Source organism: Bacteroides sp. BFG-606, assembly GCF_024788145.1.
Classification (GTDB): domain Bacteria; phylum Bacteroidota; class Bacteroidia; order Bacteroidales; family Bacteroidaceae; genus Bacteroides; species Bacteroides vicugnae.
This window is the reverse complement of record NZ_JANUIL010000001.1, coordinates 3,256,524-3,281,744: the sequence shown is the minus strand read 5'-3', so window position 1 is coordinate 3,281,744 and position 25,221 is coordinate 3,256,524. Positions and strand designations below refer to the sequence as shown.

The 25,221-nt window shown below is 40.6% G+C and carries 26 protein-coding genes, 1 tRNA gene, 1 pseudogene and 1 riboswitch; of the genes and pseudogenes, 15 read left to right on the top strand and 13 right to left on the bottom strand.

Annotation, left to right across the window (positions count from 1 at the left end):
• Positions 1-29: 29 nt before the first annotated feature.
• The 6 genes and pseudogenes from NXV01_RS25890 to nusB form a co-directional block, all read right to left on the bottom strand.
• A pseudogene (locus tag NXV01_RS25890) lies at positions 30-279 on the bottom strand (hypothetical protein).
• Between the two features lie 219 nt (positions 280-498).
• Complete coding sequence (locus NXV01_RS12025) at positions 499-927, bottom strand: DUF5606 domain-containing protein (RefSeq protein WP_217723373.1); 429 nt, start codon at positions 925-927, stop codon at positions 499-501.
• Between the two features lie 24 nt (positions 928-951).
• Positions 952-1,566, bottom strand: a complete 615-nt coding sequence (gene coaE, locus NXV01_RS12020; protein ID WP_259022531.1) for a dephospho-CoA kinase — start codon at positions 1,564-1,566, stop codon at positions 952-954.
• The gene (locus NXV01_RS12015) at positions 1,556-2,569 is read right to left on the bottom strand and encodes a YbbR-like domain-containing protein (RefSeq protein ID WP_259022529.1); all 1,014 of its coding nucleotides are present in this window, start codon (positions 2,567-2,569) and stop codon (positions 1,556-1,558) included. The genes coaE and NXV01_RS12015 overlap by 11 nt, the downstream gene beginning before the upstream one ends.
• 20 nt (positions 2,570-2,589) lie before the next feature.
• A complete protein-coding gene (gene yajC, locus NXV01_RS12010; RefSeq protein WP_074635624.1) occupies positions 2,590-2,913 on the bottom strand; it encodes a preprotein translocase subunit YajC in 324 nt (107 codons plus the stop codon).
• Between the two features lie 39 nt (positions 2,914-2,952).
• Positions 2,953-3,879 carry a transcription antitermination factor NusB gene (gene nusB, locus NXV01_RS12005; protein ID WP_009000694.1) on the bottom strand — a complete coding sequence of 309 codons (927 nt, stop codon included), beginning with the start codon at positions 3,877-3,879 and terminating at the stop codon, positions 2,953-2,955.
• Positions 3,880-4,047: 168 nt separating this feature from the next.
• Here nusB and NXV01_RS12000 point away from each other — a divergent pair, with 168 nt between their 5' ends.
• The 4 genes from NXV01_RS12000 to NXV01_RS11985 all read left to right on the top strand — a co-directional run bounded on the left by NXV01_RS12000 (position 4,048) and on the right by NXV01_RS11985 (position 6,398).
• Positions 4,048-4,449: a PUR family DNA/RNA-binding protein gene (locus tag NXV01_RS12000; RefSeq protein ID WP_074557094.1), complete on the top strand. Its 402-nt coding sequence runs from the start codon at positions 4,048-4,050 to the stop codon at positions 4,447-4,449.
• Positions 4,450-4,586: 137 nt separating this feature from the next.
• A complete protein-coding gene (locus NXV01_RS11995; protein ID WP_004302060.1) occupies positions 4,587-5,177 on the top strand; it encodes a 50S ribosomal protein L25/general stress protein Ctc in 591 nt (196 codons plus the stop codon).
• A 137-nt stretch (positions 5,178-5,314) separates the two neighbouring features.
• On the top strand, positions 5,315-5,881 hold the full coding sequence (gene pth / locus NXV01_RS11990; protein ID WP_148364583.1) for an aminoacyl-tRNA hydrolase: 567 nt from the start codon (positions 5,315-5,317) through the stop codon (positions 5,879-5,881).
• Between the two features lie 100 nt (positions 5,882-5,981).
• Positions 5,982-6,398, top strand: coding sequence for an RNA-binding S4 domain-containing protein (locus NXV01_RS11985; protein ID WP_004302058.1), 417 nt, complete (start codon positions 5,982-5,984; stop codon positions 6,396-6,398).
• A 153-nt stretch (positions 6,399-6,551) separates the two neighbouring features.
• Here NXV01_RS11985 and NXV01_RS11980 read toward each other — a convergent pair whose 3' ends face one another.
• From NXV01_RS11980 to NXV01_RS11955, 6 genes are all read right to left on the bottom strand, one after another.
• Positions 6,552-6,977, bottom strand: coding sequence for an HIT family protein (locus tag NXV01_RS11980; RefSeq protein ID WP_074635632.1), 426 nt, complete (start codon positions 6,975-6,977; stop codon positions 6,552-6,554).
• A 49-nt stretch (positions 6,978-7,026) separates the two neighbouring features.
• Positions 7,027-9,300 (bottom strand): cation:proton antiporter, encoded by a 2,274-nt coding sequence (locus NXV01_RS11975; RefSeq protein WP_008644441.1) that lies wholly within the window; start codon positions 9,298-9,300, stop codon positions 7,027-7,029.
• A 151-nt stretch (positions 9,301-9,451) separates the two neighbouring features.
• The gene (gcvT, locus tag NXV01_RS11970; protein WP_259022527.1) at positions 9,452-10,537 is read right to left on the bottom strand and encodes a glycine cleavage system aminomethyltransferase GcvT; all 1,086 of its coding nucleotides are present in this window, start codon (positions 10,535-10,537) and stop codon (positions 9,452-9,454) included.
• A 68-nt stretch (positions 10,538-10,605) separates the two neighbouring features.
• A complete protein-coding gene (gene pepT, locus NXV01_RS11965; protein ID WP_148364532.1) occupies positions 10,606-11,829 on the bottom strand; it encodes a peptidase T in 1,224 nt (407 codons plus the stop codon).
• 153 nt (positions 11,830-11,982) lie between these two features.
• Positions 11,983-13,392, bottom strand: coding sequence for an amidophosphoribosyltransferase (locus tag NXV01_RS11960; protein WP_148364531.1), 1,410 nt, complete (start codon positions 13,390-13,392; stop codon positions 11,983-11,985).
• Positions 13,393-13,556: 164 nt separating this feature from the next.
• On the bottom strand, positions 13,557-15,716 hold the full coding sequence (locus NXV01_RS11955; RefSeq protein WP_259022526.1) for a glycoside hydrolase family 97 protein: 2,160 nt from the start codon (positions 15,714-15,716) through the stop codon (positions 13,557-13,559).
• A 329-nt stretch (positions 15,717-16,045) separates the two neighbouring features.
• On the opposite strand from NXV01_RS11955, the gene NXV01_RS11950 reads away from it, so the two are divergent.
• The 6 genes from NXV01_RS11950 to NXV01_RS11925 all read left to right on the top strand — a co-directional run bounded on the left by NXV01_RS11950 (position 16,046) and on the right by NXV01_RS11925 (position 21,188).
• Positions 16,046-16,879, top strand: a complete 834-nt coding sequence (locus NXV01_RS11950; RefSeq protein ID WP_148364529.1) for a M23 family peptidase — start codon at positions 16,046-16,048, stop codon at positions 16,877-16,879.
• A 10-nt stretch (positions 16,880-16,889) separates the two neighbouring features.
• On the top strand, positions 16,890-17,666 hold the full coding sequence (locus tag NXV01_RS11945; protein WP_234133333.1) for a DUF1570 domain-containing protein: 777 nt from the start codon (positions 16,890-16,892) through the stop codon (positions 17,664-17,666).
• Positions 17,667-17,683: 17 nt separating this feature from the next.
• Positions 17,684-17,746: riboswitch (Fluoride riboswitch) on the top strand.
• Between the two features lie 27 nt (positions 17,747-17,773).
• Positions 17,774-18,151, top strand: a complete 378-nt coding sequence (gene crcB, locus NXV01_RS11940) for a fluoride efflux transporter CrcB (protein ID WP_217723377.1) — start codon at positions 17,774-17,776, stop codon at positions 18,149-18,151.
• Positions 18,152-18,188: 37 nt separating this feature from the next.
• Positions 18,189-18,851, top strand: a complete 663-nt coding sequence (locus tag NXV01_RS11935; RefSeq protein WP_009000687.1) for a pentapeptide repeat-containing protein — start codon at positions 18,189-18,191, stop codon at positions 18,849-18,851.
• Positions 18,852-19,030: 179 nt separating this feature from the next.
• On the top strand, positions 19,031-20,311 hold the full coding sequence (eno, locus tag NXV01_RS11930) for a phosphopyruvate hydratase (RefSeq protein WP_148364527.1): 1,281 nt from the start codon (positions 19,031-19,033) through the stop codon (positions 20,309-20,311).
• Between the two features lie 403 nt (positions 20,312-20,714).
• The gene (locus NXV01_RS11925; protein WP_259022525.1) at positions 20,715-21,188 is read left to right on the top strand and encodes a hypothetical protein; all 474 of its coding nucleotides are present in this window, start codon (positions 20,715-20,717) and stop codon (positions 21,186-21,188) included.
• A gap of 170 nt (positions 21,189-21,358) precedes the next feature.
• On the opposite strand, the gene NXV01_RS11920 is transcribed toward NXV01_RS11925, so the two are convergent.
• Positions 21,359-21,432: transfer RNA gene (locus tag NXV01_RS11920), tRNA-Thr, on the bottom strand.
• 308 nt (positions 21,433-21,740) lie between these two features.
• Between NXV01_RS11920 and NXV01_RS11915 the strand changes: the two genes are divergently transcribed.
• Genes NXV01_RS11915 through NXV01_RS11895 form a run of 5 tightly spaced genes read left to right on the top strand, consistent with a single transcriptional unit; the run spans position 21,741 to position 25,208 of the window.
• Complete coding sequence (locus NXV01_RS11915; RefSeq protein ID WP_015532571.1) at positions 21,741-22,298, top strand: DUF4199 domain-containing protein; 558 nt, start codon at positions 21,741-21,743, stop codon at positions 22,296-22,298.
• 32 nt (positions 22,299-22,330) lie between these two features.
• A complete protein-coding gene (locus NXV01_RS11910; RefSeq protein ID WP_148364525.1) occupies positions 22,331-23,281 on the top strand; it encodes a glycosyltransferase family 2 protein in 951 nt (316 codons plus the stop codon).
• 21 nt (positions 23,282-23,302) lie between these two features.
• Positions 23,303-23,887, top strand: a complete 585-nt coding sequence (locus NXV01_RS11905; RefSeq protein WP_195358499.1) for a DUF6452 family protein — start codon at positions 23,303-23,305, stop codon at positions 23,885-23,887.
• Positions 23,871-24,620, top strand: a complete 750-nt coding sequence (locus tag NXV01_RS11900; protein ID WP_234133337.1) for a DUF6048 family protein — start codon at positions 23,871-23,873, stop codon at positions 24,618-24,620. The genes NXV01_RS11905 and NXV01_RS11900 overlap by 17 nt, the downstream gene beginning before the upstream one ends.
• A gap of 6 nt (positions 24,621-24,626) precedes the next feature.
• Positions 24,627-25,208 (top strand): manganese efflux pump MntP family protein, encoded by a 582-nt coding sequence (locus tag NXV01_RS11895; RefSeq protein ID WP_195358501.1) that lies wholly within the window; start codon positions 24,627-24,629, stop codon positions 25,206-25,208.
• Positions 25,209-25,221: the final 13 nt, after the last annotated feature.

Below are 25,221 nucleotides of genomic sequence, written 5' to 3'. Positions count from 1 at the left end.
ATGCTTCTTATTAAGCATACCGGCATTATTTATATCCCTGAATATGTAAACCTCCGGACTTCCGGTTGGCAGTTCGGATGACTCATTACCAAAACATAGGTACCCTGTTGAGGGATTTCCATAGTCAATGAAGGCAAAGCAAATTTATGTTTGCCTTTTTAGCTCTCCCTGTGAATCGTAAAGGAATACCATTGTACCTGCCAACAAACGCGTCAGGCATAATGTCCCTTTTTCATTGTCCAAATGGACGTTTACTTCTTTATTTGTTATTGTCTCCATACCCAATATTTACCTATCATTCTCAAGAATAGTGAACAGCGACAAAGATACATAAAAAGCATCATTATTTACAATATAAGTAGAAGATATTTATTATAGTAAAAGATAACCCAAATAATACTAATATTTTCCGAATTCACAAGCATTTATACAAAAAAAACATGATAACCACCTCAAATGATTATCATGTTTTTATTTCGTTTAAATAAACGATACAAATTATTCTGCAGTCACTTCTTCCTTAACTTCGCCTTTCGGTTTGAATTCTGTAATTCCATTAGAAATCAAGATGTTATACCAGGCTACCAATTTCTTGATATCGGCTACATATACGCGTTCACGATCAAAGTTAGGTAATACCTCAGCCAAGTATTCACGCAATTGTTCAGGTGTAGCCTTTTTCGGATCGATAGAAGCCTGCGCTGATTTTTCTTTCTCTTTTATAGATTCCAGCACATCATACAAAGGAACTTCTGCATCGTCCGTGTACATTGCTATATCGGCCAAAGAAATAATTTTTTCATTACCATAAGCGGGGAAACGTTTCTTCTCAGCATTGACTGATTCAACAATCAACATATTTTTTCCTTGCGAAATAAGTTTGTATAATCCCGGTTTACCTGAGATAGACAAGATAGTCTTCAACATAGTATATATCCTTTTATTTATTAATTATTTTTTTGCGGAGCAAAGGTAATGATTATTTTTAGATAGCAAAGAAATAAGCTCCAAAACCTGCGGAATTAACGCTGTTTCATCATCATTGACTATCACGAAATCAGCATGACTTCTCTTAACTTCATCACTCATTTGTGCTTCAATACGCTTCATTACCTGTTCTCTCGATGAACAATCCCGCTTTATGGCGCGCTCCAGTCTCACTTCCAACGGCGCATACACCATAACCAGAAAATCAACTTCATTCCTGAAACCGGCTTCCACAAGTATGGCAGACTCCATACCGACCAATTGTTCACCCCCGAACCGGGCAGTCCACCGACGAAAATCTTCCTTCACCTGTGGATGAATAATTTCATTCACTTTCTGCACACGATCCGGATGACCGAACATATAGGATGCCAGCAAAGAACGATTCAACACACCATTTTGAAACACATTCTGGCCGACCAGCGCACAAAGTTCCCGGCAAATCACCGGGTCTGTCTGCGTGATACGTTTTGCTTCTACATCTGAAATATAAACAGGAATTCCCATTATTCCAAATAGCCTGGAAACTACACTCTTTCCGCTACCGATACCACCGGTTATACCAATCTTAATCGACATTAGAAGTAATTTGTTCTATCAAGAAGTCTACTTGCTCAGGAACAATACGGATTTGATTGATTCCGCTCGGAAAGGACTTCAATTTAACCGTATATTTATCAGAACCGAGCTTCAACAACTCTTCGTAAGAAATATTGATGATAAAATCGCTTGCTTTTATGCTGCGAAACCGCTTCAACCCCACCTGAAAAGTAATCTGAACTTTGGAAGGGAAGGTACGCAATGCCTTATCGGCCGGGAAGTTAACTCCGTGCAATGGCACCTCTACTGTTTTCTCCGTATAAATATCTACCGGAAAGGTCATTTCTACCGAAGCCGGAACAAACTTCACCCCTCTTTCTGAATTCAGCGGAATTCGTCGCCGGGTTGTATCTGAAATATTCTCCAGATTTATCTTTTGAGTATATGCGGTGGTGATAGTATCCAGAATTCCTTCCGGAGCATAAACCAATACAGAGTCCGGATTGCAAATCGTATCTGATACATAATATTGAAGTCCGGCTGTCACTTTCCCCTGAAAGCGGACAGATACTAACTTTGACTTTCCTTCAGAATAAATATACTCTAATGTATCCGGCTTGATTGAAAGTATTTTAGAGGACACATTCAATTGGCTCAATATCTTTTTCTCAAAATCAGATGCGTAAATCTTCACATGATTATCTTTTCCTTTATAATCAAGAAAACCTAGATTTACCGGAAAAAAACTTTTCCCCAGCATATAATTGAGAAGCACCGTACCTTTATCTTTCACTCTGACTCGAAGTTCGGAAGGTGGTTCTGAAGTCAGCACTACATTATTGGGAACATCTTTCATTCGTACCGGAATGGAGAACTCCGCTTCATAGTCACTATTCAGAGTCTGAAGCAGCCAAAATCCACCGGCTATCAGGAAGAAAAATAAAAAAATTAAGAACTCTCTGCTCTTATCACTGAGCAGAAAATCCTTAATTTTCTTTGATAGTTTTAAATATGTATATTCTATTTTCCTACGATCAAACATAGGCACTTATTTATCAACTATTATTTAGATTGATTGCTAGCAGCTGAAGCATCAGCGAAAATAGAATTCTTGTCTATTTTAATCCTTACATTAGAAGCAATTTCAAGTACTATATAATCGTCAGTAATTTCCTTGATTGTTCCGTGGATACCACCTGCAGTAATCACATTCTGATTTACCTGAAGAGATTTACGGAAATTTGCTATTTCTTTTTGCTTCTTATTCTGAGGACGGATCATAAAGAAATACATGATAACAAACATAGCTATCAGCATGATCCACATCATACTTCCACCTCCGGCAGCACCGGCAGGAGCTTGCAATAATACAGTCAATACGTTCATAAATAATCTGTTTTAGTTTCTACTATATGGACAAAGGTATCAGTTTTTAGTCAACTTACCTTCTTTTTTTAATTGATTAACTATTCCATCCAGCGTACCGTTGATAAAGCTACCGCTTTTAGCTGTGCTATACAACTTCGCTATCTCTACATATTCATTTAACGAAACACTGACCGGAATGTTCGGGAAACTAAGAATTTCTGCTAATGCAGTCTGCATAATGATAACGTCCATAAATGCAATACGGTCCAGATCCCAGTTTTTCGTATTCTCACTAACCAAATGACGGTAATAGTCGGAATTCAAAATAGTACGACGGAACAAACGACGTGCAAACTCTTGGTCTTCGTCATCCTTAAATTCCGGAAGCAGTTCCTGGTTGGCACCCTTCTTTTCATCAAAACGTTTGATTGTTTTCAGGACGAATGTATCTACAATTTCTTTGTCATCATTCCAATACAGACTCTGATCTTCCAATACCTGATCGAGAGAATCATTATTAAAGATGTATGTTTTATAGAGTTTTCTCCACAATTCACGATCGGCCTCGTATGAGTGATCGTCAGAAGCCATATAATCTTTATAGATATCGGTTTCTACAATTTTCTCATAAAGTTCCTTGATGAAGTCCTGGTCGTTTGCCCAGGTTCTTTTTTGATTGGCTATAAACTCTACCAATTGCTTATTGACTTCCAATTGAGCAATAAATTTGTTATCCACGAATTTCTTGTTGGGGTACAACTCTTCTTTCGTAGGTGCCAATTTAGCTTTTGCCGCATCAATACGTTTTTGTGCATACTCTGTTAATGCTATCATCAGCATTAGCAAATAATTATAAAGGTCATACGCCTTTGAAAGACTAAAGAATAACTCTTTCTCCGCTGAGTCTAGATTTTTGCTGCCATTTTGATAATAGGCATATACTATTTGTATAATCTTAAGACGAATAAGAACTCTGTTGATCATAATTCAAATTAATACTGTTGTTATCGAACTGCAAAAGTAGATATTTTTAATGAGTTTCCACTAATAAATCACATTTTTTAATGCAGTATTTGATTCTCTGCGCTTTTTCTTTTGACAGTTTAAAAAAAATATCCAATTTTGAAGCCGATTATAAACGGACCGAAAGATATGGAAGATTTAAAAAAGAAAATGAGCGCAGACATGAATGATAAGGAGATTGTATTCTCCAAGTCCATTAAAGCAGGTAAACGCATCTATTACCTTGACGTAAAGAAGAATCGTAAAGATGAAATGTTCCTGGCTATTACAGAGAGTAAAAAAGTGATAACGGGAGAAGGTGACGATTCTCAGGTTAGTTTCGAAAAACACAAAATCTTCCTATATAGGGAGGACTTTCAGAAGTTTATGGCAGGACTCGAAGAAGCAGTCAATTTCATCGAGTGCAGTGATGTGAACGAATACATCGCCCGCCTGAACACCGAAGCTGATGAAGAAAGTGAACAGAAAGCAATCGAAGAAGCCCGGGAAAACAAGTTAGAGAGCGAAATTAAGATCGATATTGACTTTTAAGAAAGTAACTCTTTGATATTTCAAAAAAAAGACGTACTTTTGCACCGCTTTTTTGCAACATCGTGTGATAATCCACATCGTGTGATGGTGAATTAAGCAAACTAACTTAATTTAGAGTAACACAAATTTTTAAAGAAATGAAATCAATTGAAGTAAAAGGAACTGCAAGAACAATTGCAGAACGCTCTTCTGAACAAGCTAGAGCTTTGAAAGAAATTCGTAAAAACGGTGGTGTACCTTGTGTACTTTACGGAGGTAATGAAGTAGTTCACTTCACAGTGACTAACGAAGGACTTCGTAACTTGGTTTATACTCCGCACATCTACGTTGTAGACCTGGTTATCGATGGCAAAAAAGTAAACGCTATCCTGAAAGATATTCAGTTCCATCCGGTAAAAGATACTATCCTGCACGTTGACTTCTATCAGATTGACGAAGCTAAACCTATCGTAATGGAAGTACCTGTACAGTTGGAAGGTCTTGCAGAAGGTGTGAAAGCCGGTGGTAAACTTGCACTGCAGATGCGTAAGATCAAAGTGAAAGCTTTGTACAATGTTATTCCTGAGAAACTGATCGTTAACGTTTCTCACCTGGGATTGGGTAAGACTGTTAAAGTTGGCGAATTGAGCTTCGAAGGTCTTGAACTGATTAGTGCTAAAGAAGCCGTTGTATGTGCAGTTAAGTTGACTCGTGCAGCAAGAGGTGCAGCAGCAGCCGCTGGCAAGTAATTTGAGATTATCCCTGTAAAGAGATATACTTCAAACGCAGATTAATGCAGATTAAAGCAGATGTTCAGTCTGCATTAATTTGTATTAATCTGCGTTTCTCTTTCTATATTAATGAACTGTTTTACGGAAAAACGATGATAAAATATTTAGTTGTCGGACTGGGAAACATTGGTCCCGAGTATCATGAAACCCGACATAATATCGGATTCATGACAGTAGAAGCATTGGCCAGAGTCAACAATGCTCCTCCTTTTATGGATGGGCGCTATGGATTCACCACCAGCTTTTCTATCAAAGGACGTCAGTTGATCCTGCTCAAGCCATCGACTTTTATGAACCTGAGTGGATTGGCCGTTCGCTATTGGATGCAGAAAGAAAATATTCCACTGGAAAATGTGCTGATCGTAGTAGATGATCTGGCTCTTCCTTTCGGAACGTTACGTCTAAAAGGAAAAGGAAGTGATGCAGGCCATAACGGATTGAAGCATATTGCCGCCACTCTGGGCACTCAAAACTATGCGCGTCTGCGTTTTGGAATCGGGAGTGATTTTCCACGTGGCGGACAAATCGATTACGTACTCGGTCACTTCACTGATGAAGACTGGAAGACAATGGATGAAAGACTGGAGATGGCAGGGGAAATTATCAAAAGTTTCTGTCTTGCCGGTATCGACATCACAATGAACCAGTTCAACAAGAAATAATGAACCTGTTCCATAAAAATAAAAATAGCAATGAACGGTTAGCGATCAATGATAACGTCCACTAACCGCCTAATTACTGATCACTAAATAACTAACTAAAATGGCTGAAGCAAGAATAGATAAATGGATGTGGGCTGTCCGCATCTTCAAGACACGGACGATTGCAGCAGAAGCCTGCAAAAAAGGACGTATTACCATCAACGGTTCGCTGGTCAAAGCCGCCCGTATGATAAAACCGGGTGATGTTATTCAAGTGAAGAAACCACCTATCACATACTCATTCAAGGTATTACAACCGATTGAGAAACGTGTAGGAGCCAAACTTGTATCGGAAATGATGGAAAATGTAACGACGCCCGATCAATATGAATTACTTGAAATGAGCAAAATCAGCGGGTTCGTAGACCGGGCACGTGGAACCGGACGCCCGACCAAAAAAGATCGCCGGGAACTGGAAGAATTTACAACTCCAGAGTTTATGGATGATTTTGACTTTGATTTCGATTTCGAAGAATAGTTCACCACAGAGGACACGGAGGACACAGAGGAATATCAAAGTATACCTACTGGTATCCTGTAATTGTAATTAAGAGTATAATTCGTAAAAGACTTTTTCCCTTTATTTCCTCCGTGTCCTCAGTGTCCTCTGTGGTGAATTGTAAAATACCATTTACAGATTTGCTTTAACAGCATCAATCAGTTCCTGATATTCTGCATCAGTCAGATAAACCTTTCCCGGGTTCATTTGGAATATACCTCCATAATCAGGTCCATCCACATATTTAGGTGCCAAATGAAAATGCAAATGAGACAATTTATCCGAGTAAGCACCATAATTAATCTTTTCCGGCTGGAAAGCTTTTTGCATGGCACGAGTGACACGCGCTACATCTGCCATAAAAGCATTACGGTCTTCATCACTCAATTCATTCAAATCGTTCACATGGTCTTTATAAGAAACAAGACAACGTCCACGGTAGGTTTGTTCCTTAAACAAAAACACACGTGACACACTCAATTCCGCAATCTCAATCATCAGATTATGCAGCGTTTCATTGTTCTGGCAATACAGACATTCTTTCGGATCACTCTTCATGATATTATTATTTTAAGTTTTTATCGTTGCAAAAATAGGTATTCCATTCTTATCCGGCTTGTACTTTTTCGTTTTTTTGATCGACTAATTGGTACACATCCTCTTTTTCGCCTACCACCCAGACAACATCTCCTTCTTCGAGCGGAGCATTTACATCAGGAACCATCAGTGTACCGTCTTCACTTTCAACACCGGCTATCATACAATGATATTTGTCGCGGATACCCGATTCACGAATCGTTTTACCCAGAAAAACAGAATCACTGTCAATGATAAACTGCTTCAAAGCCATCTCGCTCTTTTCATAAACCTCCCAGTCTATCTTCGCTCCGTTTTGCATCGCCTCATTAAACACACTTAATTGTTCATCCGTACCTATCACCTGTATCTTATCCATCGGAAACAGGCGGACAGAACCACCGGGGATATTAATCCTCCTCTTTCCACGAAGAATAGAAGCAACATGAACTCCAAACTTCTTCCCCAGATTCAGCTCCATCAATGTCTTTCCCGCCCAACTGGATTCACCCGGAATTTCCATATCGGCAAGATGCAAATCATGCGACAACAAACGACCGGCATACTCCGGCTTTTTCTCTCCCAGATACTCTGCACGTACATCTCTGGAACGGAGATTCTGAAAGAAACGACGTTCAATCAATATCGATTGCTTTTTCAAACGGCGAGACCATACCATCAACAATACAACAAGTACAGCCACTCCAATAATCAATCCGATAGACGCCTTAAATAATCCGGAAATAACAAAGATGACGAAAAGTGCCGCTATCATAATACGAATCACGATTGTCGATACCAGCGGTGCACGGTTGGCACGGCTGTCATGCCATAAGGTCATAAACTCAACCGAATGATTTTTCTTCACCATAATGGCACGCAAGAAAGGAGCAATACACAGAATGATAAATACCGCTCCCAACAATGATGCCCAGAAATGAGGCAGATTCTCTTTAAAGAATGGCACGACAAAACGAAAAGAAAGTGCAATAATCGACATACTGACAATTGAATAAACAACTGTTATACGTACCATTGACAAGATGAGCTTCTTCCACAAATTCTCGTGATTCAGGGCTGTTTGCGAACCGGAAGAATAACGCATCATTATTTTTTTCCATGATTCCGGAAGATGAGCATCCACAAAAGTAGAAGCCGGCTCGGCAAAACGAATCATATAAGGAGTCAGGAAAGTAGTAATCACAGAAACCGCTACCACTATCGGATACAGAAAGTCACTCGTCACATGCAAAGAGACTCCCAAAGAAGCAATAATAAACGCAAATTCTCCGATCTGCGTTAAACTAAAGCCGCATTGCATAGCTGTCTTTAAAGGCTTTCCGGAGAGAATAACACCGAATGTTCCAAAAACAGCCTGCCCCAAGATAACAGCCAAAGTAATAACTATAATAGGTACGGCATATTCTACAATCATTGCAGGATCCACCATCATACCGACCGATACGAAAAAGATAGCTCCAAAAAGATCCTTTACCGGTTTCACCAGCCGGTCTATGGATTCCGCCTCGATTGTTTCCGCCAGAATAGATCCCATTATAAATGCACCAAATGCAGCAGAGAATCCTGTATGAGCCGCCATCACTACCATACCGAAACAAAGCGCCAACGACACAATAAGCAGAGTCTCCTCTCCCATCAATTTCCGGCAGCGTTTCAAGAATTCAGGAATCAGATAGATACCGACAACAAACCACAGAATAAGGAAAAACAATAATTTCCCGATACTCTCCAACATCTCGGTACCTTCAAAATGTTGGCTCACCGCCATGGTGGAAAGCATCACCATTAATACAATGGCCAAAATATCTTCCAAAATCAAGATACTCAACACAAGTCCGGTAAACTGCTTCTTCCTTAATCCTAAATCATCAAAAGCTTTATAAATAATAGTAGTAGACGACATCGCAATCATACCGCCCAAGAACAGACTGTCCATCCTGTGCCAGCCGAAACCCATGCCGACTCCTATTCCTAACAAAATCATACAAAAGATGATGGTACAGGCAGCAATGATGGCAGAACCACCCACCTTGACAATCTTCTTAAAACTAAATTCCAAACCAAGAGCAAACAGCAAGAAAATAACACCAATATCCGCCCAAGTCTTAATATTGGCAGTATCCATCACTGAAGGAGTATACGGCATATGCGGACTTGCCAGAAATCCGGCAACTACATATCCCAAGACCAGAGGTTGTTTCAACTTCTTAAACAACAAAGTCATAACACCGGCACAAATCAATATAAGTGCGAGGTCAGCTATAAGAGTAGGTAATTGAGACATTATTTTATCGTATTTGATGACAAAATTATATTATTTCTATGGGATAAACAACATATTTACGGATATGTTTTGTAATAACCATCATAAAATAAGTTAGCCCCGGATAGAGTCGTAACTTATCCGGGGCTATACACAATAACAAGCCTATTTTTTACTTTCTAAAAGGTGGTTTCACTACCACAGCTTTCAATTTCCGACCACGCATATCGATACAGATTTCCGTACCCACCTTACTATATTCCGGTTTCACATATCCCATACCGATACCAATCCTACGGGTAGGCGACATCGTACCGGAGGTCACTACTCCGACTTTCCCGCCTTCATCATTCACCAGTTCATAACCATGACGGGGAATTCCTCGATCAATCATTTCAAAGCCAACCAGTTTACGGGTAACACCTTCCGCTTTCTGTTTTTCCAGCATCGGACGATTGACAAAATCCTTGCCTTCCACAAACTTAGTGATCCATCCCAATCCGGCTTCTATCGGAGAAGTCGTATCATCCAGATCATTGCCATACAGACAGAAGCCCATTTCCAACCGGAGCGTATCACGGGCACCCAAACCGATAGGTTTAATGCCATACTCTTCACCAGCCTCAAAAATAGCCTTCCATATAGAATCAGCCGCAGACGGATAGAAATAAAGTTCGAAACCTCCCGCACCGGTATAACCCGTATTGGAGATAATCACATTCTCTTCACCTGCAAACGTTCCAACCTTAAATGTATAATAAGGAATAGAAGCAAGATCAATATCCGTCAACTTTTGCAGAACCGAAATAGCCTTCGGACCCTGTATAGCAAGTTGAGCTATATTGTCCGACGAATTTTCCAACTCGGCTCCCTCCGTATTATGAGAAACACACCAATTCCAGTCTTTTTCCGTATTGGAAGCATTCACCACCAACATGTATTTTTCCGGTTCATACTGATAAACCAGCAAATCATCTACAATACCTCCATTCTCATTAGGAAAACAAGTATATTGTATTTTACCCGGAGTCAGTACCGCCACATTGTTAGATGTTATTTTCTGCAGAAAGGCCAACGCTTGCGGACCTTTCACCCAAAATTCTCCCATATGCGATACATCAAATACACCGGCACCCTGACAAACAGTTATGTGTTCATCAATGATACCGGAATATTCAATAGGCATATTATAACCTGCAAACTCGTGCATTTTAGCACCAAGTGCTATATGTTTCTCTGTAAACGGAGTGGTTTTCATTATTTTAAAGTATTAAGTTTTAAGTATTAAGTATCAGGTATTAAGTATTACCGGAGCTTACCGTCTTTTTATTTGGAAGCCACCAGTTCTGCTATTTTCACAATCACTTTCATTGCTTTCTCCATATTCTGGATAGGCACAAATTCGTAACGACCGTGGAAATTCAGCCCACCGGCAAAGATATTCGGACAAGGCAATCCCTTAAAGGAAAGCTGCGCACCATCCGTACCTCCACGAATCGGTTTTACATTCGGTTTCACACCCACAGCTTCCATCGCAGCAAAAGCGGTATCGATGATATGCATTACCGGTTCTATCTTCTCACGCATATTATAATACTGGTCGCGCAATTCGAGAGTTGCAGTACCCGCTCCATGTTCAGCATTCATTTGAGCAACCAGACGTTCCATCTCTTTTTTACGGTTCTCAAATTTCGCACGGTCATGATCGCGGATGATATAAGATACAGTGCTTTGCTCCACATCTCCCTGAATACCGATTAAATGATAAAATCCTTCGTAACCGGTCGTATGCTCCGGTCTTTCCTGAGAGGGTAGCAATGTGATAAATTGATTGGCAAGATAGATTGAGTTAATCATCTTATTCTTGGCATATCCCGGATGCACATTACGTCCTTTAAAGGTAATTTTAGCAGCGGCAGCATTGAAATTTTCAAATTCTAACTCCCCTACTTCACCTCCATCCATCGTATATCCCCATTCGCAACCGAATTTCTCTACATCAAATTTATGGGCACCTTCACCAATTTCTTCGTCCGGATTGAAGCCGATACGGATTTTTCCGTGCTTGATTTCCGGATGTTCCTTCAGATACACCATTGCAGATACAATTTCCGCAATCCCGGCTTTATCGTCAGCACCAAGCAACGTCTTTCCATTGGTCACAATCAAGTCTTCCCCCTTATGATCCAGTAATTCCGGAAATTGTGACGGAGAAAGGACCACCTTCTCTTCAGCACAAAGCACAATATCCGAACCGTCATACTTTTCCACAATGCGTGGAGTGACATCCTTACCCGTCATATCAGGACTTGTATCCATATGGGCAATAAACCCGATAGTGGGTACTTCTTTATCTATATTGGCAGGAAGTGTAGCAAAAAGATATCCATGCTCATCCAAAGTAATATCTTCCAATCCCAAAGATTCCAACTCTTTTTTCAAGTATTCAGCAAAAATCATCTGCTTCGGAGTACTTGGAGTAAGCCCTGTCGATTCATCAGATTGTGTATCGAAGCTTACATACTTTAAAAATCTGTCTACTAAAGTCATATTGTTTTAATTACAAGTTACTAATTACAATTTACAAATTGATAGTTTATAGTGCCGTAAAGGTAAAAAAAGAGCCGTGAATTACAAAGCAATTCACGGCTCTTTTTTATTGTATACTTTTATCCGGATACTTAAATATCCTATCTGACTACTTTAAAAATGGCTGCTACCATCAAAGCAATGTGTACAAACCTTACATTTAGGTAATCCGATAGCCTCAATCAGCGTTTCCAGCGTATTAAACTTCAATGAACTGAGACCGAAACGCTCGGCAATAATGCTAACCATTTTTTCGTATTCCGGCGAACCGGTAGTAGCATATTTCTCCAGGTTCTTATTCTCGTCCCCTTCCAGTTCCTTGATAATGCGACGGGTAATCAACTCCAATGCATTTTTGGAAGCCGAAAAGCCAACAAACGGACAAGCGTAAATCAATGGCGGACAAGCGATACGCATGTGTACCTCCTTCGCTCCGTAATCATACAGAATCTTCACATTGTCACGCAATTGAGTTCCCCGTACGATTGAATCGTCACAAAACAACAAACGTTTATTTTGCAGCATGGCACGGTTTGGAATCAACTTCATCTTGGCTACAAGCGAACGCATCTCCTGATTGCTCGGAGTGAAGCTACGAGGCCATGTCGGTGTATATTTGGAAATAGCACGATGATAGGGAACCCCCTTTCCTTCGGCATATCCTAAAGCCATACCCACTCCCGAATCAGGAATACCGCAGGCACAATCCACTTCCGATTCATCTGTCTGTCCCATTTTCAATCCGCTGGTGAAACGCACTTCCTCTACATTCTTTCCTTCATAACAAGAAGTCGGGAACCCGTAGTACACCCACAAAAACGAACAAATCTGCATATCCTCGTTGGGCTTGCGAAGTTGGTCAACATGATCGTCATACATACGGACAATCTCACCGGGACCTAAATATTTCTCAATCTCATAATCCAGATTCGGAAAACTGGACGATTCGCTTGTTGCAGCATAAGCACCGTCTTTCCTTCCAATCACCACCGGAGTACGTCCCCACCAGTCACGTGCTGCGATGATACTTCCGTCTTCCGTCAGAAGCAACATCGAACAAGACCCCTTAATGTGCTTAAACACATTCTCGATACCTTCCACAAAAGTTCTACCTTGTATAATAAGCAATGCGATAAGTTCCGTCTGGTTGGTGTTGCTCGAACTAAGTTCGGCGAAGTGCATGTTTTGACTGAGAAGCTCTTCTTCCAATTCCTGGATATTGACTATTTTAGCGACTGTGACAATGGCGAAGCGCCCGAGGTGAGAATTGATGATGATAGGTTGTGCGTCTGTGTCGCTAATGATGCCGATTCCGGCGTTTCCTTTGAATTTGTCGAGTTCTCCTTCAAACTTGGTTCGGAAATAAGTACTTTCCAAATTGTGAATGGAGCGTATAAAACCTTTTTCCTCACTATATGTTGCGAGTCCTCCCCGCTTGGTACCCAGATGTGAGTTATAATCTGTGCCATAGAATAAATCAGTCACGCAACTAGTTTTCGAGACTGTTCCGAAAAAACCTCCCATGTTGTTCTCTTTATTGATGATGTTTTAAAAAAGATGGCGCAAAAGTACAAAAAAGAATCCATCCTATAAAAAAAGCGCTCCGCAAAGTTTTAGTTTTCTTTGCGAAGCACAACTAATATTTATTAAAAAGCGGGGAATCCGTAAACAATCTTTTTACCTGAATCTTATTTCCATTTCTTGATCGTTTTCAAGTCAGCGGGAGTTGCTTCAATCAGACTTACCGCAAATCCTCCGCTGCGTGCCAGCTTCACAGACATCTTATTCTTGTTTGTTACAAGTCCTTTTTTTATCTGGTAAGAAGTAGGATTCTTTTCAAAATCCGCCTCCTTTCCGTCAGCGTAGAGAGTAGCTACATATTGTTTTCCCGGTTCGAGAAAATCAAGTGTAAAAGCAGAAGTACGGGGATTCTCATCGGTGATACCACCTACAAACCAGTTATCAGTACCTTTTGCCTTACGTGCTACGGTAATATAATCTCCCGGTTCCGCTTCCAGATACTTGCTGTCATCCCAATCAACGGCTACATCCTTGATAAATTGAAATGCATCCATGTGACGTTCGTAACTTTCCGGAAGGTCGGCTGCCATTTGCAAAGGACTGTACATCGTTACATAAAGTGCCAATTGTTTTGCCAAAGTAGTACGTACAAAGCTATGGTCGCCCGACAGGAAAGAAAGTTTTATATCAAAGATACCCGGTGTATAATCCATCGGTCCACCAATCTGACGAGTGAAAGGAAGCAAGGTAGTATGGAACGGCTTATTCCCTGCAAAGGCTTCATATTCCGTGCCACGAGCCGATTCATTACCGATCAGATTCGGATATGTGCGACATAATCCTGTCGGGCGGGTTGCTTCGTGAGCATTTACACAGATCTTATATTCGGCCGCTTTTTCCACCGCATATAAATAATGATTGTTCATCCACTGCCCGTAATGATGTTCTCCACGGGGAATAATATTACCTACATACCCGCTCTTCACAGCATTGTATCCGTTATCTATCATAAACTGATAGGCTTTATCAAGATGACGCTCGTAGTTACGTACAGAAGCGGAAGTCTCGTGATGCATCATCAGCTTCACTCCTTTTTCCTTTGCATACGCATTGAGCATCTTCACGTCAAAATCAGGATACGGAGTTACGAAATCAAAGACATAATCCTTCGAATTTCCGAACCAGTCTTCCCAGCCTTCATTCCAGCCTTCCACTAAGATCTGGTCGAATCCATGTTCGGAAGCAAAGTCAATGTAACGCTTCACTTTGTCATTATTGGCCGCATGACGTCCGCTCGGTTTTGTTTTGGAATAATCCGTCTGTCCCAGTTTCACAGAATAAACATCATCCGTGTACGACCATGAACTTTTTCCGGTAATCATTTCCCACCACACACCGATGTATTTCACCGGCTTAATCCAAGAAACATCTTCGTAGGCACAAGGCTCATTCAAGTTCAAAGTCAATTTGGAAGCCAGAATATCACGAGCATCATCACTGACAATCACCGTGCGCCAAGGTGAACGGCAAGGTGTTTGCATATAACCTTTATCCCCTTTTGCATCAGGAGTCAACCATGATTCAAAAATCAGATTCTGATCGTCAAGGTTCAGATGCATACAAGAATAATCAACCAAAGCCGCTTCATGCAGATTGATATATAACCCATCGGCCGTCTTCATTTGCAAGGACGTTTGTACCCCCGTTGGAGAGAAAGATGTTTGAGAAGCATTGCCGGTGATTGCGCCCTGCAGCAATCCGCGAATTTCAGAAAGCTTGGATTCGGTATAATCATATTCCTGCGTATCATAATCGCCAGGAATCCAGAATGCCGTATGATCGCCGGCCATAGCAAACTGCGAATGTTCTTCTTTTATAACGAAGTAATTCAGATTCTTTTGTTGCGGGAACTCATAGCGGAAGCCCAAGCCATCATTATAAAGACGAAAACAAATAATCAGATTACGATCTTGTGCCTTTTGATTCAGGGTAACAGCCATTTCATTATAATGGTTGCGGATTGATTTCACCTCTCCCCACACCGGTTCCCATGTTTCATCAAAAGCTGAAGTTTTACTATCGGCCAGAGTGAATCCGTTCATCAGTCCGGGATCATTTTTCAATTCCAGTCCCAGTTTCGAAGGTTTAATCACCTCTTTTCCTTTATAAGAGAGTTCATACACCGGTTCTCCTTGCGTGTTGACAGAGAAATTTAGTTTTAATTGTCCGTCAGGAGAAGTGATACTTTCGGCCTTTGCTGATGTGCCGAAGAAAAAAGAGAGCAACAGGCAGACCCATATTGCAGTTCCTATTTTCATGTTCTTCATGATATAAATGAGTTAGTTAATAATCGTATGGCAAAGATAGACAGGAATGACAAGCATTACTCCGGATTATAAATAAAATATAGTATTTCCGAATATCACAAAAGAGATAAGGAGCTATTAATAAGCACAATAGCAAAGTCATTCAACAGAAAAAATATAGTATCTACATGGAATAACAAAGCATATTATCATACTGAAATAGCCTAAAAATCCATGTCTAATAAAAAATAGAGGCTAAAAAGTTCAAAGAATACAGTGATATTAATATATAATTGATAAATTTGTAAGCAAAATATCTTACTTTAAAAAACACATAATCTAATATTATTATGATACAAGATCTTAGATACACGATATTGTTTCTCTTTATATTATCTACAACTTATACCTCCGCTCAATCCCTACGAAAATTAATGGAGATGCCTCCCCGTATTATTGAATCGAAATGGGAACAGACCCCAGAGGGAGGGACAGAATTAAACTATTACAACGAAGACCTGTGCAGCTATTATCTATTTCGCGAAAACGACCGTTCATACAATCTAAATCCAGGGAAAAACACGGTATTCAGAATAGAGAAAGGTTCCAATGCCAATAATCCCTTCAAGAATTCAAGCAGATATATGTTCTTTCGCGGACAATTCCCTAAAGATTTTAAAATCAGCACTCCTTACGCACTTCCCGTAAAAGCTGGTAAAGAAACAAAATGGCAAATCGCCTTGCAAGAATCTGCAAAAACGATGATATTCCAAATTCAAGAAGGTGACACCATTTATGCCACCCGCAGAGGAGTGGCATGTACAACAGTGTTACCACAACAATTATTAATATACCACCCCGATCACACTTTTGCCGCATACCTTATGATGAGCCAGAATTTCATCCAAGGGGGTGAGGAAATCATGACTGGGCAACCAATAGGAATAGCCGGAGTACTTGGAGTATCAATCTCCTACTTTTTTCTAGATAACAATAAATTCGATTCAAATGGTCCTCTAGGTTATCCGTACTCTCATTTTACTCCTGTATTCCGTACAGATAAAGGAGATATAAAACTAGATGAAAAAGTTGCCTATAAATCGGCTATAGATGACGAGCTGATCATGCTTGAAATGACGAAACGTGAAAAAAAGAAATTTCAGAAACAGAAATACTCAAAATAAAGAAAAGAATATGCGTGTATTTCATCTAATCCTCCTTTGGGTCTGTTTTTGCGATTTACTTCATGCACAGACCGTACAAATCACTTATGAAGGCGACCCGCTTACTGACAAAGAACGCCGGAAGATTGAACAGACTCTTCAATATGAAGTTGAATTCTACTCACAATTCGGACTTCCTGATACGCTTAACCTCAAGTTAACAGTGTTCAACAAAAGAGAAGACGCTCTAACTTATCTGGATAAATTCAACATTCATCCCCCCAAAGGCACAAACGGTTTATATATACCCAGATTACAGAAAGCTATTATATTAAGCAGAGAGAAAGAATATCAACAAGGCCTTGGCATCATCTATCACGAACTGAGCCATCACCTCACCTTGAAAATTACAGCAGGGCGTCCTCCCATTTGGTTTAACGAGGGACTTGCTGAATACTTTGAGCACTGTAAAGCCAATAAAAAAGGACTCCAACATACATTTACCGAATACGAAAAAGGAAGAATCCGCACTATATATATGTTAGGGGACATTGATTTACTCACCTTCATCAACAGTCGCCAGAAAGAATTTATGCAGCAACAAAGAACCGATGAGCAATATGCCTATATCCTTTCCCATGCACTTGTTACTTTTTGGATTGAGAAAATTCCCCGGCAGATATTCCATGATTTTGTGCGCTCCCTCCAAAACAAAAACAATTCGTCCACAGTGTCCGAACAGATAGATCAGATTTATACCGGAGGCTTCAAACAATTTGAAAAAGATTTTGAAGCTTTCTGCAGATAGTTTTATCTTTTTTCTATCTTTGCATCGGCTATGGGATTAGCCTTTAACCGCCCTTTGGAGCTGATGATCCCTACAATTTGAATGTATAACTCTTAAATTGTCAGCTAATGCTCAAAACTTTATTATTTATCGGCATGGGAAGTTTCACTGGAGGCATACTACGTTACCTCATCTCACGCTATGCACAGAATTATCAGATCACTTCCTTTCCTTTAGGAACCTTTCTGGTCAACGTACTCGGTTGTTTTGCCATCGGTCTGTTTTATGGACTCTTCGAACGAGGGAATCTGATGAACTCCAATCTAAGAATGTTTCTTACTGTAGGGTTCTGCGGAGGATTCACCACCTTTTCAACGTTCATGAATGAGAACTTTCAACTAATTAAAAATGATAATTTCTTCTATCTCTCGCTTTATGTTACTCTTAGCTTGTTTTTAGGATTTGTTATGTTATACCTTGGGCATGCACTTACAAAATTATTCTGAAATGGAAATGATAAAAACATAACATACTGACATATTTATGATTAAAAGAAACCCAACCAAACCCGTCCGCGTTGTTCCTCCCATGATGGAAGAGCAGGAAGTCAGTACTACTACCCTACAGGAATGGCTCGACAGAGAAGAAACCGTCTCTCATCTTTTATTCTGCAAAGGAAAAGAAGAAGGCATCGACAAATCTTATAAAAGTTTCAAAAACTGCACCTTTCAGCATCAGACATTCAGCGAATGTAAATTCCGTTCCTCCCAGCTGACCGATGTCAGGTTTGAGAACTGCGACTTATCCAACATTTCTTTCGCTGAAAGTTCTCTTTACCGGGTAGAATTCATTTCCTGCAAACTATTGGGTACCAATTTATCGGAAACAACGATGAATCACGTCTTGCTGCATGACTGCAACGCAGGTTATATCAATCTGGCTATGAGTAAAATGAACCAGGTACGTTTTGCACACAGCCAGCTCCGCAACGGAAGTCTGAACGACTGCCGTTTTTCATCCGTCGCATTTGAGAGTTGTGATCTCGTGGAAGCCGATTTTTCACATGCTCCGCTTCGTGGAATAGATTTGCGCACTTCCCGTATCAGCGGAATCACGCTTAACATCAGTGATCTGAAAGGGGCTGTCATCACTTCCCTGCAAGCAATGGATTTGCTTCCATTGTTAGGGGTTATTATCGAAGATTAAAATCCTGCAAATTCACCCCTTCGCACTCAAACAAAAAGCATCGTCCCGTTGTTATAATATAAGGTCGGACTAACGACATATAGGGAATAGGCACAAAAAGAATACCTATTTATAGTGATTTCTCACTCCCCGTCAAGTCCGTACTTTTGCAGAAATTTTATTCAAAAACAATAGAAACGATGAAAATTGAAAAAATTGTAGCTCGAGAAATTCTCGATTCAAGAGGTAACCCCACAGTAGAAGTTGACGTAGTATTGGAATCCGGCATTATGGGACGTGCCTCTGTGCCGTCGGGTGCTTCCACAGGTGAACACGAAGCATTGGAGCTTCGCGATGGTGACAAACAGCGCTATGGTGGAAAAGGAGTACAAAAAGCGGTTGATAATGTAAATAAAATCATCGCTCCGAAGCTGATTGGTATGTCTTCACTCAATCAGAGAGGTATCGACTACGCAATGCTGGCATTGGACGGCACTAAGACTAAATCTAATTTAGGTGCTAACGCTATTCTTGGTGTATCTCTTGCCGTAGCCAAAGCTGCTGCCAACTATCTGGACCTTCCTCTATATCGCTATATCGGTGGAACAAATACGTATGTAATGCCTGTACCGATGATGAACATCATCAATGGCGGTTCACATAGTGATGCTCCGATCGCATTTCAGGAATTTATGATCCGCCCCGTAGGTGCTCCTTCTTTCAGAGAAGGTTTGCGTATGGGCGCCGAAGTATTCCATGCCTTGAAGAAGGTTTTGAAAGACCGTGGCCTTAGCACTGCCGTAGGTGACGAAGGTGGTTTCGCTCCTAACCTGGAAGGTACGGAAGATGCTTTGAACTCTATTATGGCCGCTATCAAAGCAGCAGGATACGAACCGGGCAAGGACGTAATGATCGGCATGGACTGTGCTGCTTCCGAATTCTACCACGATGGTATTTACGATTATACCAAGTTTGAAGGTGAAAAAGGTAAGAAACGCACTTCCGCAGAACAAGTTGACTACCTGGAAGAACTAATCAACAAATTCCCTATCGACTCTATCGAAGACGGTATGAACGAAAACGACTGGGAAGGCTGGAAAAAGCTGACTGAACGCATCGGCAACCGTTGCCAGCTGGTAGGTGACGACCTGTTCGTAACCAACGTAGATTTCCTTGCAATGGGTATCGAAAAAGGCTGTGCCAACTCTATCCTGATTAAAGTAAACCAAATCGGTTCGCTGACAGAAACACTGAACGCTATCGAAATGGCTCACCGTCATGGATACACTACTGTTACTTCTCACCGTTCGGGTGAAACGGAAGATGCTACTATTGCAGACATCGCAGTAGCTACCAACAGCGGACAGATCAAAACCGGTTCTTTGAGCCGTTCCGACCGTATGGCGAAATACAACCAGTTACTCCGTATCGAAGAAGAACTGGGAGATTTGGCTGTATATGGTTACAAGAGAATTAAATAATTCAATATTCTCTTACTTGAATAATCCATCCCCGGACAATTTGATTATCCGGGGATTTTTACATATTAACCATTCACTAAATCTTTTTGCATTGTAAGAAAACTAGCTTCACTAAGCATCAATAAATATCTCCAATATTTTGCGAATTGAATTAATAAGGCTACATTTGCAACGTCTAACATATTAACAGACGGTGGGGAAACCTGCCTACTATCGCAGCGAGCATTTTTATGTTCGTATGTGAACTCTTATATGGGCGGTTTCGTACCCCCATAGAGAGTGTTAATGCACCTCTAAACCTGCCGTCGGTATGTTAGACAATGGGACAGGCGAAACCGCTTCTTTATTAGCACTTCTTCCTCTCCCATCAATCTAATTATTCATCTTTTAAATTCTAATGATTATGGAAAACAGTCAATTAAAAGACTTACAGGAAGAGGTTTCAGAAGCTACGAAACAGTATATCCTGACTACATTCAATTCTGAAAATGGAATGAAAACGTATTATTTGCAGATGTCAAACATAATACGCTCTGCGCACATTAATCCTCCCATTGACGCCGAATACAACAGTTTAAAAAAGCTAAGCAAAAAGCTCAAGCAATATTGTACTTTCATCCAAACACTTGGCGAACATGAATGGGATAAGGGAATAGGCGATATCCAGAAAGCATTAGGCATTTATCTAATGCAAAACAACATCGAAAGTAAAGAACGCAAACAAACGAATCAGGAAATTGCCTCTCAACTGCAATTCATCGTTTTTCTCTCCGGGAATATAAATATCATCAAGCAACTTCATGGAATATTGCAACGCCATTTATCCAATGTGATGCTTTTACTCAGGTCCTATCCGGAGCATAATATACAAGAATGAATAACAATGATGAATCAAAAAGAAACTATAAATATTTGCTTTTCTTAAAAATGGAATATTACAACAATTAGGGAACTGCGTATTTCGATAATATGCAAAATATATAAAAAAAAGCATCCAGACTAATACCTGAATGCTTTTTTCTTGGATTTGTTATATATCCTTTTTTGAGCCTCTTGTCGGATTCGAACCAACGACCCCGAGATTACAAATCACGTGCTCTGGCCAACTGAGCTAAAGAGGCGGGTGGGTAAGCTATCTATATCGCGCCGCTACAACCAACTACCTTTGCTGCGATCAAGCCCTGGAGGATTCGAAGGGAGCTGGCCGTATAGGACTTACCCGTTTTGCGGTTGCAAAGGTAGACATTTTTATGTATTCTGCAATAGCTGCAGACAACTTTTTTACTAATAAAAGACTAACAGGCTACATTTCAGGCAATTAAAATTGCAAAAAAATATTCAGACAGCAACTTCCTCTGCTTTATTAACTTTAACAACCAGATTTCCCCTACCAACCGATATTATTTGTACCTTTGTGCGCAATTTATAAATGAAGATGACAGAGAACAGAAGCTATTTACAAAAATATGCCATGCATTTTGGCACGTATATGGGAATCTACTGGATATTGAAGTTCATATTATTTCCGTTGGGATTCCACATACCTTTCCTTTCGCTTTTATTTGTAATCCTGACATTGTCCGTACCTTTCATCGGATATCACTATGCGAAAATGTACCGGGATAAGATTTGCGGGGGAAGTATCCAATTTTCGCATGCCATGCTCTTTACCATATTTATGTATATGTTTGCTTCTCTGCTGGTAGCTGTGGCCCACTACGCCTATTTCCAATTCATCGATCATGGATTTATCATCAACTCTTACATCCAGTTGTGGGACGAACTGATGACCAACACCCCGGCTCTGATAGAAAACAAAGAAGTTATAAAAGAAACGATAGATACCGCCCGTTCACTTACTTCCATCAATATCACCATGCAACTATTGTCATGGGATGTATTTTGGGGAAGCATCCTGGCCATTCCCACCGCATTGATGGTAATGAAAAAGGCCAAACCGGAAAATGACGGAGTGTCTCAATCGTAATTTGTAATTCGTAAGTAATTAGTAATTAAAAAATGGATATATCAGTTGTAATCCCATTATTCAATGAAGAAGAGTCACTACCCGAACTCTATGCTTGGATAGAACGGGTAATGCAAGCCAACGGATTCTCATTCGAAGTGATTTTCGTAAACGATGGAAGTACCGACCATTCATGGGAAGTGATCGAAAAGCTTAAAGCTCAATCGGAACATGTAAAAGGTATCAAATTCCGCCGTAACTACGGTAAATCACCTGCACTCTACTGTGGATTCGCTGAAGCGGAAGGAAATGTAGTCATAACGATGGATGCCGACCTGCAAGATAGCCCGGATGAAATCCCCGAACTTTACCGGATGATTACAAAGGATGGCTATGACCTGGTATCCGGCTGGAAGCAAAAGAGATATGATCCTATTTCAAAGACACTGCCCACCAAGTTGTTTAATGCTACCGCCCGCAAAGTATCAGGCATCAAAAACCTGCACGACTTCAACTGTGGTCTGAAAGCATATCGAAAAGACGTTGTAAAACATATCGAAGTCTATGGCGAGATGCACCGTTACATCCCCTATCTGGCAAAGAATGCCGGATTCAAGAAAATCGGTGAAAAGGCGGTACACCATCAGGCACGCAAATATGGAACAACTAAATTCGGACTAAACCGCTTTGTAAACGGATATCTGGATTTGATTTCCTTGTGGTTCCTTTCCAAATTCGGAGTTAAACCGATGCATTTCTTCGGACTGCTGGGATCATTGATGTTCCTGATCGGTATGATTTCTGTCATCATTGTAGGCGCCAGTAAACTATACGCCATGTCCAACGGTCTCCCTTACCGACTGGTGACCGACTCTCCCTATTTCTATTTGTCACTTACGGCAATGATTATAGGTACGCAATTATTCTTAGCCGGATTCCTTGGCGAACTCATCTCGCGCAATGCACCGGAACGGAATAACTATCAGATAGAAAAGAAAATTTGATTCACATTCAATAAACTGACTATGAAGAATTTAATTCGCATCTTTCTCATATTGACTATCATTGGCGGTGCAGTCAGCTTACATAGTGCCTGCTCGGATGAGAACGATTGCTCATTGGCAGGACGTCCGATGATGTACTGCACAATATATACCATTGATCCGGATAATCCTACTGTTGCATTAAAAGACACGCTTGATTCATTAACAATCACAGCATTGGGCACTGACTCTATCATCCTGAACAATGAAAAGAATGTGCATACCCTGATGCTGCCACTACGATACACAAGTGACACTACTGTGTTCATATTCAGATACGATCCCAAACGTAGAGAAAAAGATGTTGACACATTATACATTGTACAACAGAATACCCCTTATTTCCAGTCCATGGAATGTGGTTATATGATGAAACAAAATATAATCAGCGCTAAATTTGGAAAACCGGGAAGACCGGGCAACCCTCCCCCCTCTGGCAACGGGCAGCCGGACCAGATAGATTCTCTTCATATAAAAAATAAAGAAGCCAATACAAATGAAATCGAGAACTTGCAGATATTCTATAATTATCGGCCAGAACGCACACCTGATGAAACGACTAATTAGTCTGCTTCTACTCTTTTGCATTGGGCTTCCGTTGCTGGCACAACAGCAACGTCCGGCGCAAACGCCTAAAAGAGACCAGAAGAAAAAAGAGGTTGCCGAGATAGATACCATTCCGCTTTACAATGGTACGTATGTCGGTGTGGATTTATATGGTATTGGAAGCAAGCTGCTGGGAGGTGACTTTATGAGTTCCGAAGTCAGTGTAGCCGTTAACCTCAAGAACAAATTCATCCCTACCATTGAGTTTGGTATGGGAGGAACAGATACCTGGAGCGAAACAGGCATACACTACAAAAGCAAAATGGCTCCATTCTTCCGAATCGGCGTGGATTACAACACCATGGCAAAGAAAAAAGAGAAGAACAGCTACTTGTATGCAGGACTTCGCTATGCATTCAGTTCATTTAAATATGATGTTTCCACGATGCCGGCAGACGATCCTATCTGGGGAGATGCGATAAGCAACCCGAGTTTGGAAGACGGTTATTGGGGAGGAAGTGTGCCATTCAGCCATCTGGGCATGAAAGGATCGGTGCAATGGCTGGAAATCGTTTTAGGCGTCAAAGTACGTATTTACAAAAACTTCAACATGGGGTGGTCAGTACGTATGAAATACAAAACCAAAGCATCTACCGGAGAATATGGAGACCCATGGTACGTGCCCGGTTACGGAAAATTTAAATCGAGTAACATGGGAATCACTTATTCCCTTATTTATAAATTGCCTCTTTAGAATACAATGACAGGACTAGAGATTTGGCTGCTTGCAATAGGTCTGGCGATGGATTGTTTCGCTGTCTCAATTGCAAGCGGTATTATTTTGAAACGTACCCGATGGAAACCCATGCTAGTCATGGCTTTTGCTTTCGGCCTTTTTCAGGCAATCATGCCATTTATCGGATGGATGTGTGCAAAGACATTCAGTCATCTTATAGAAAGTGTAGACCATTGGATTGCTTTCGCGATCCTTGCCTTCTTAGGCGGACGAATGATTTTAGAATCTTTCAAAGAAGAAGAATGTTGTAAACTGTTCAATCCGGCAAATCCGAAAGTGGTATTGACGATGGCAATAGCCACAAGTATTGATGCATTGGCAGTCGGTATCTCCTTTGCTTGTTTAGGAGTGCAGGACTATACAGAAATCATCTCTCCTATCCTTATCATCGGATTTGTATCTTTCGCCATGTCGCTCATCGGGCTGATCTTTGGTATCCAATGTGGCTGCGGCATCGCCCGGAAACTAAAAGCGGAGTTATGGGGAGGTATCATTCTAGTCATTATCGGACTAAAGATATTAATTGAACATTTATTTCTTCAATAAAACGAGTTTTCTC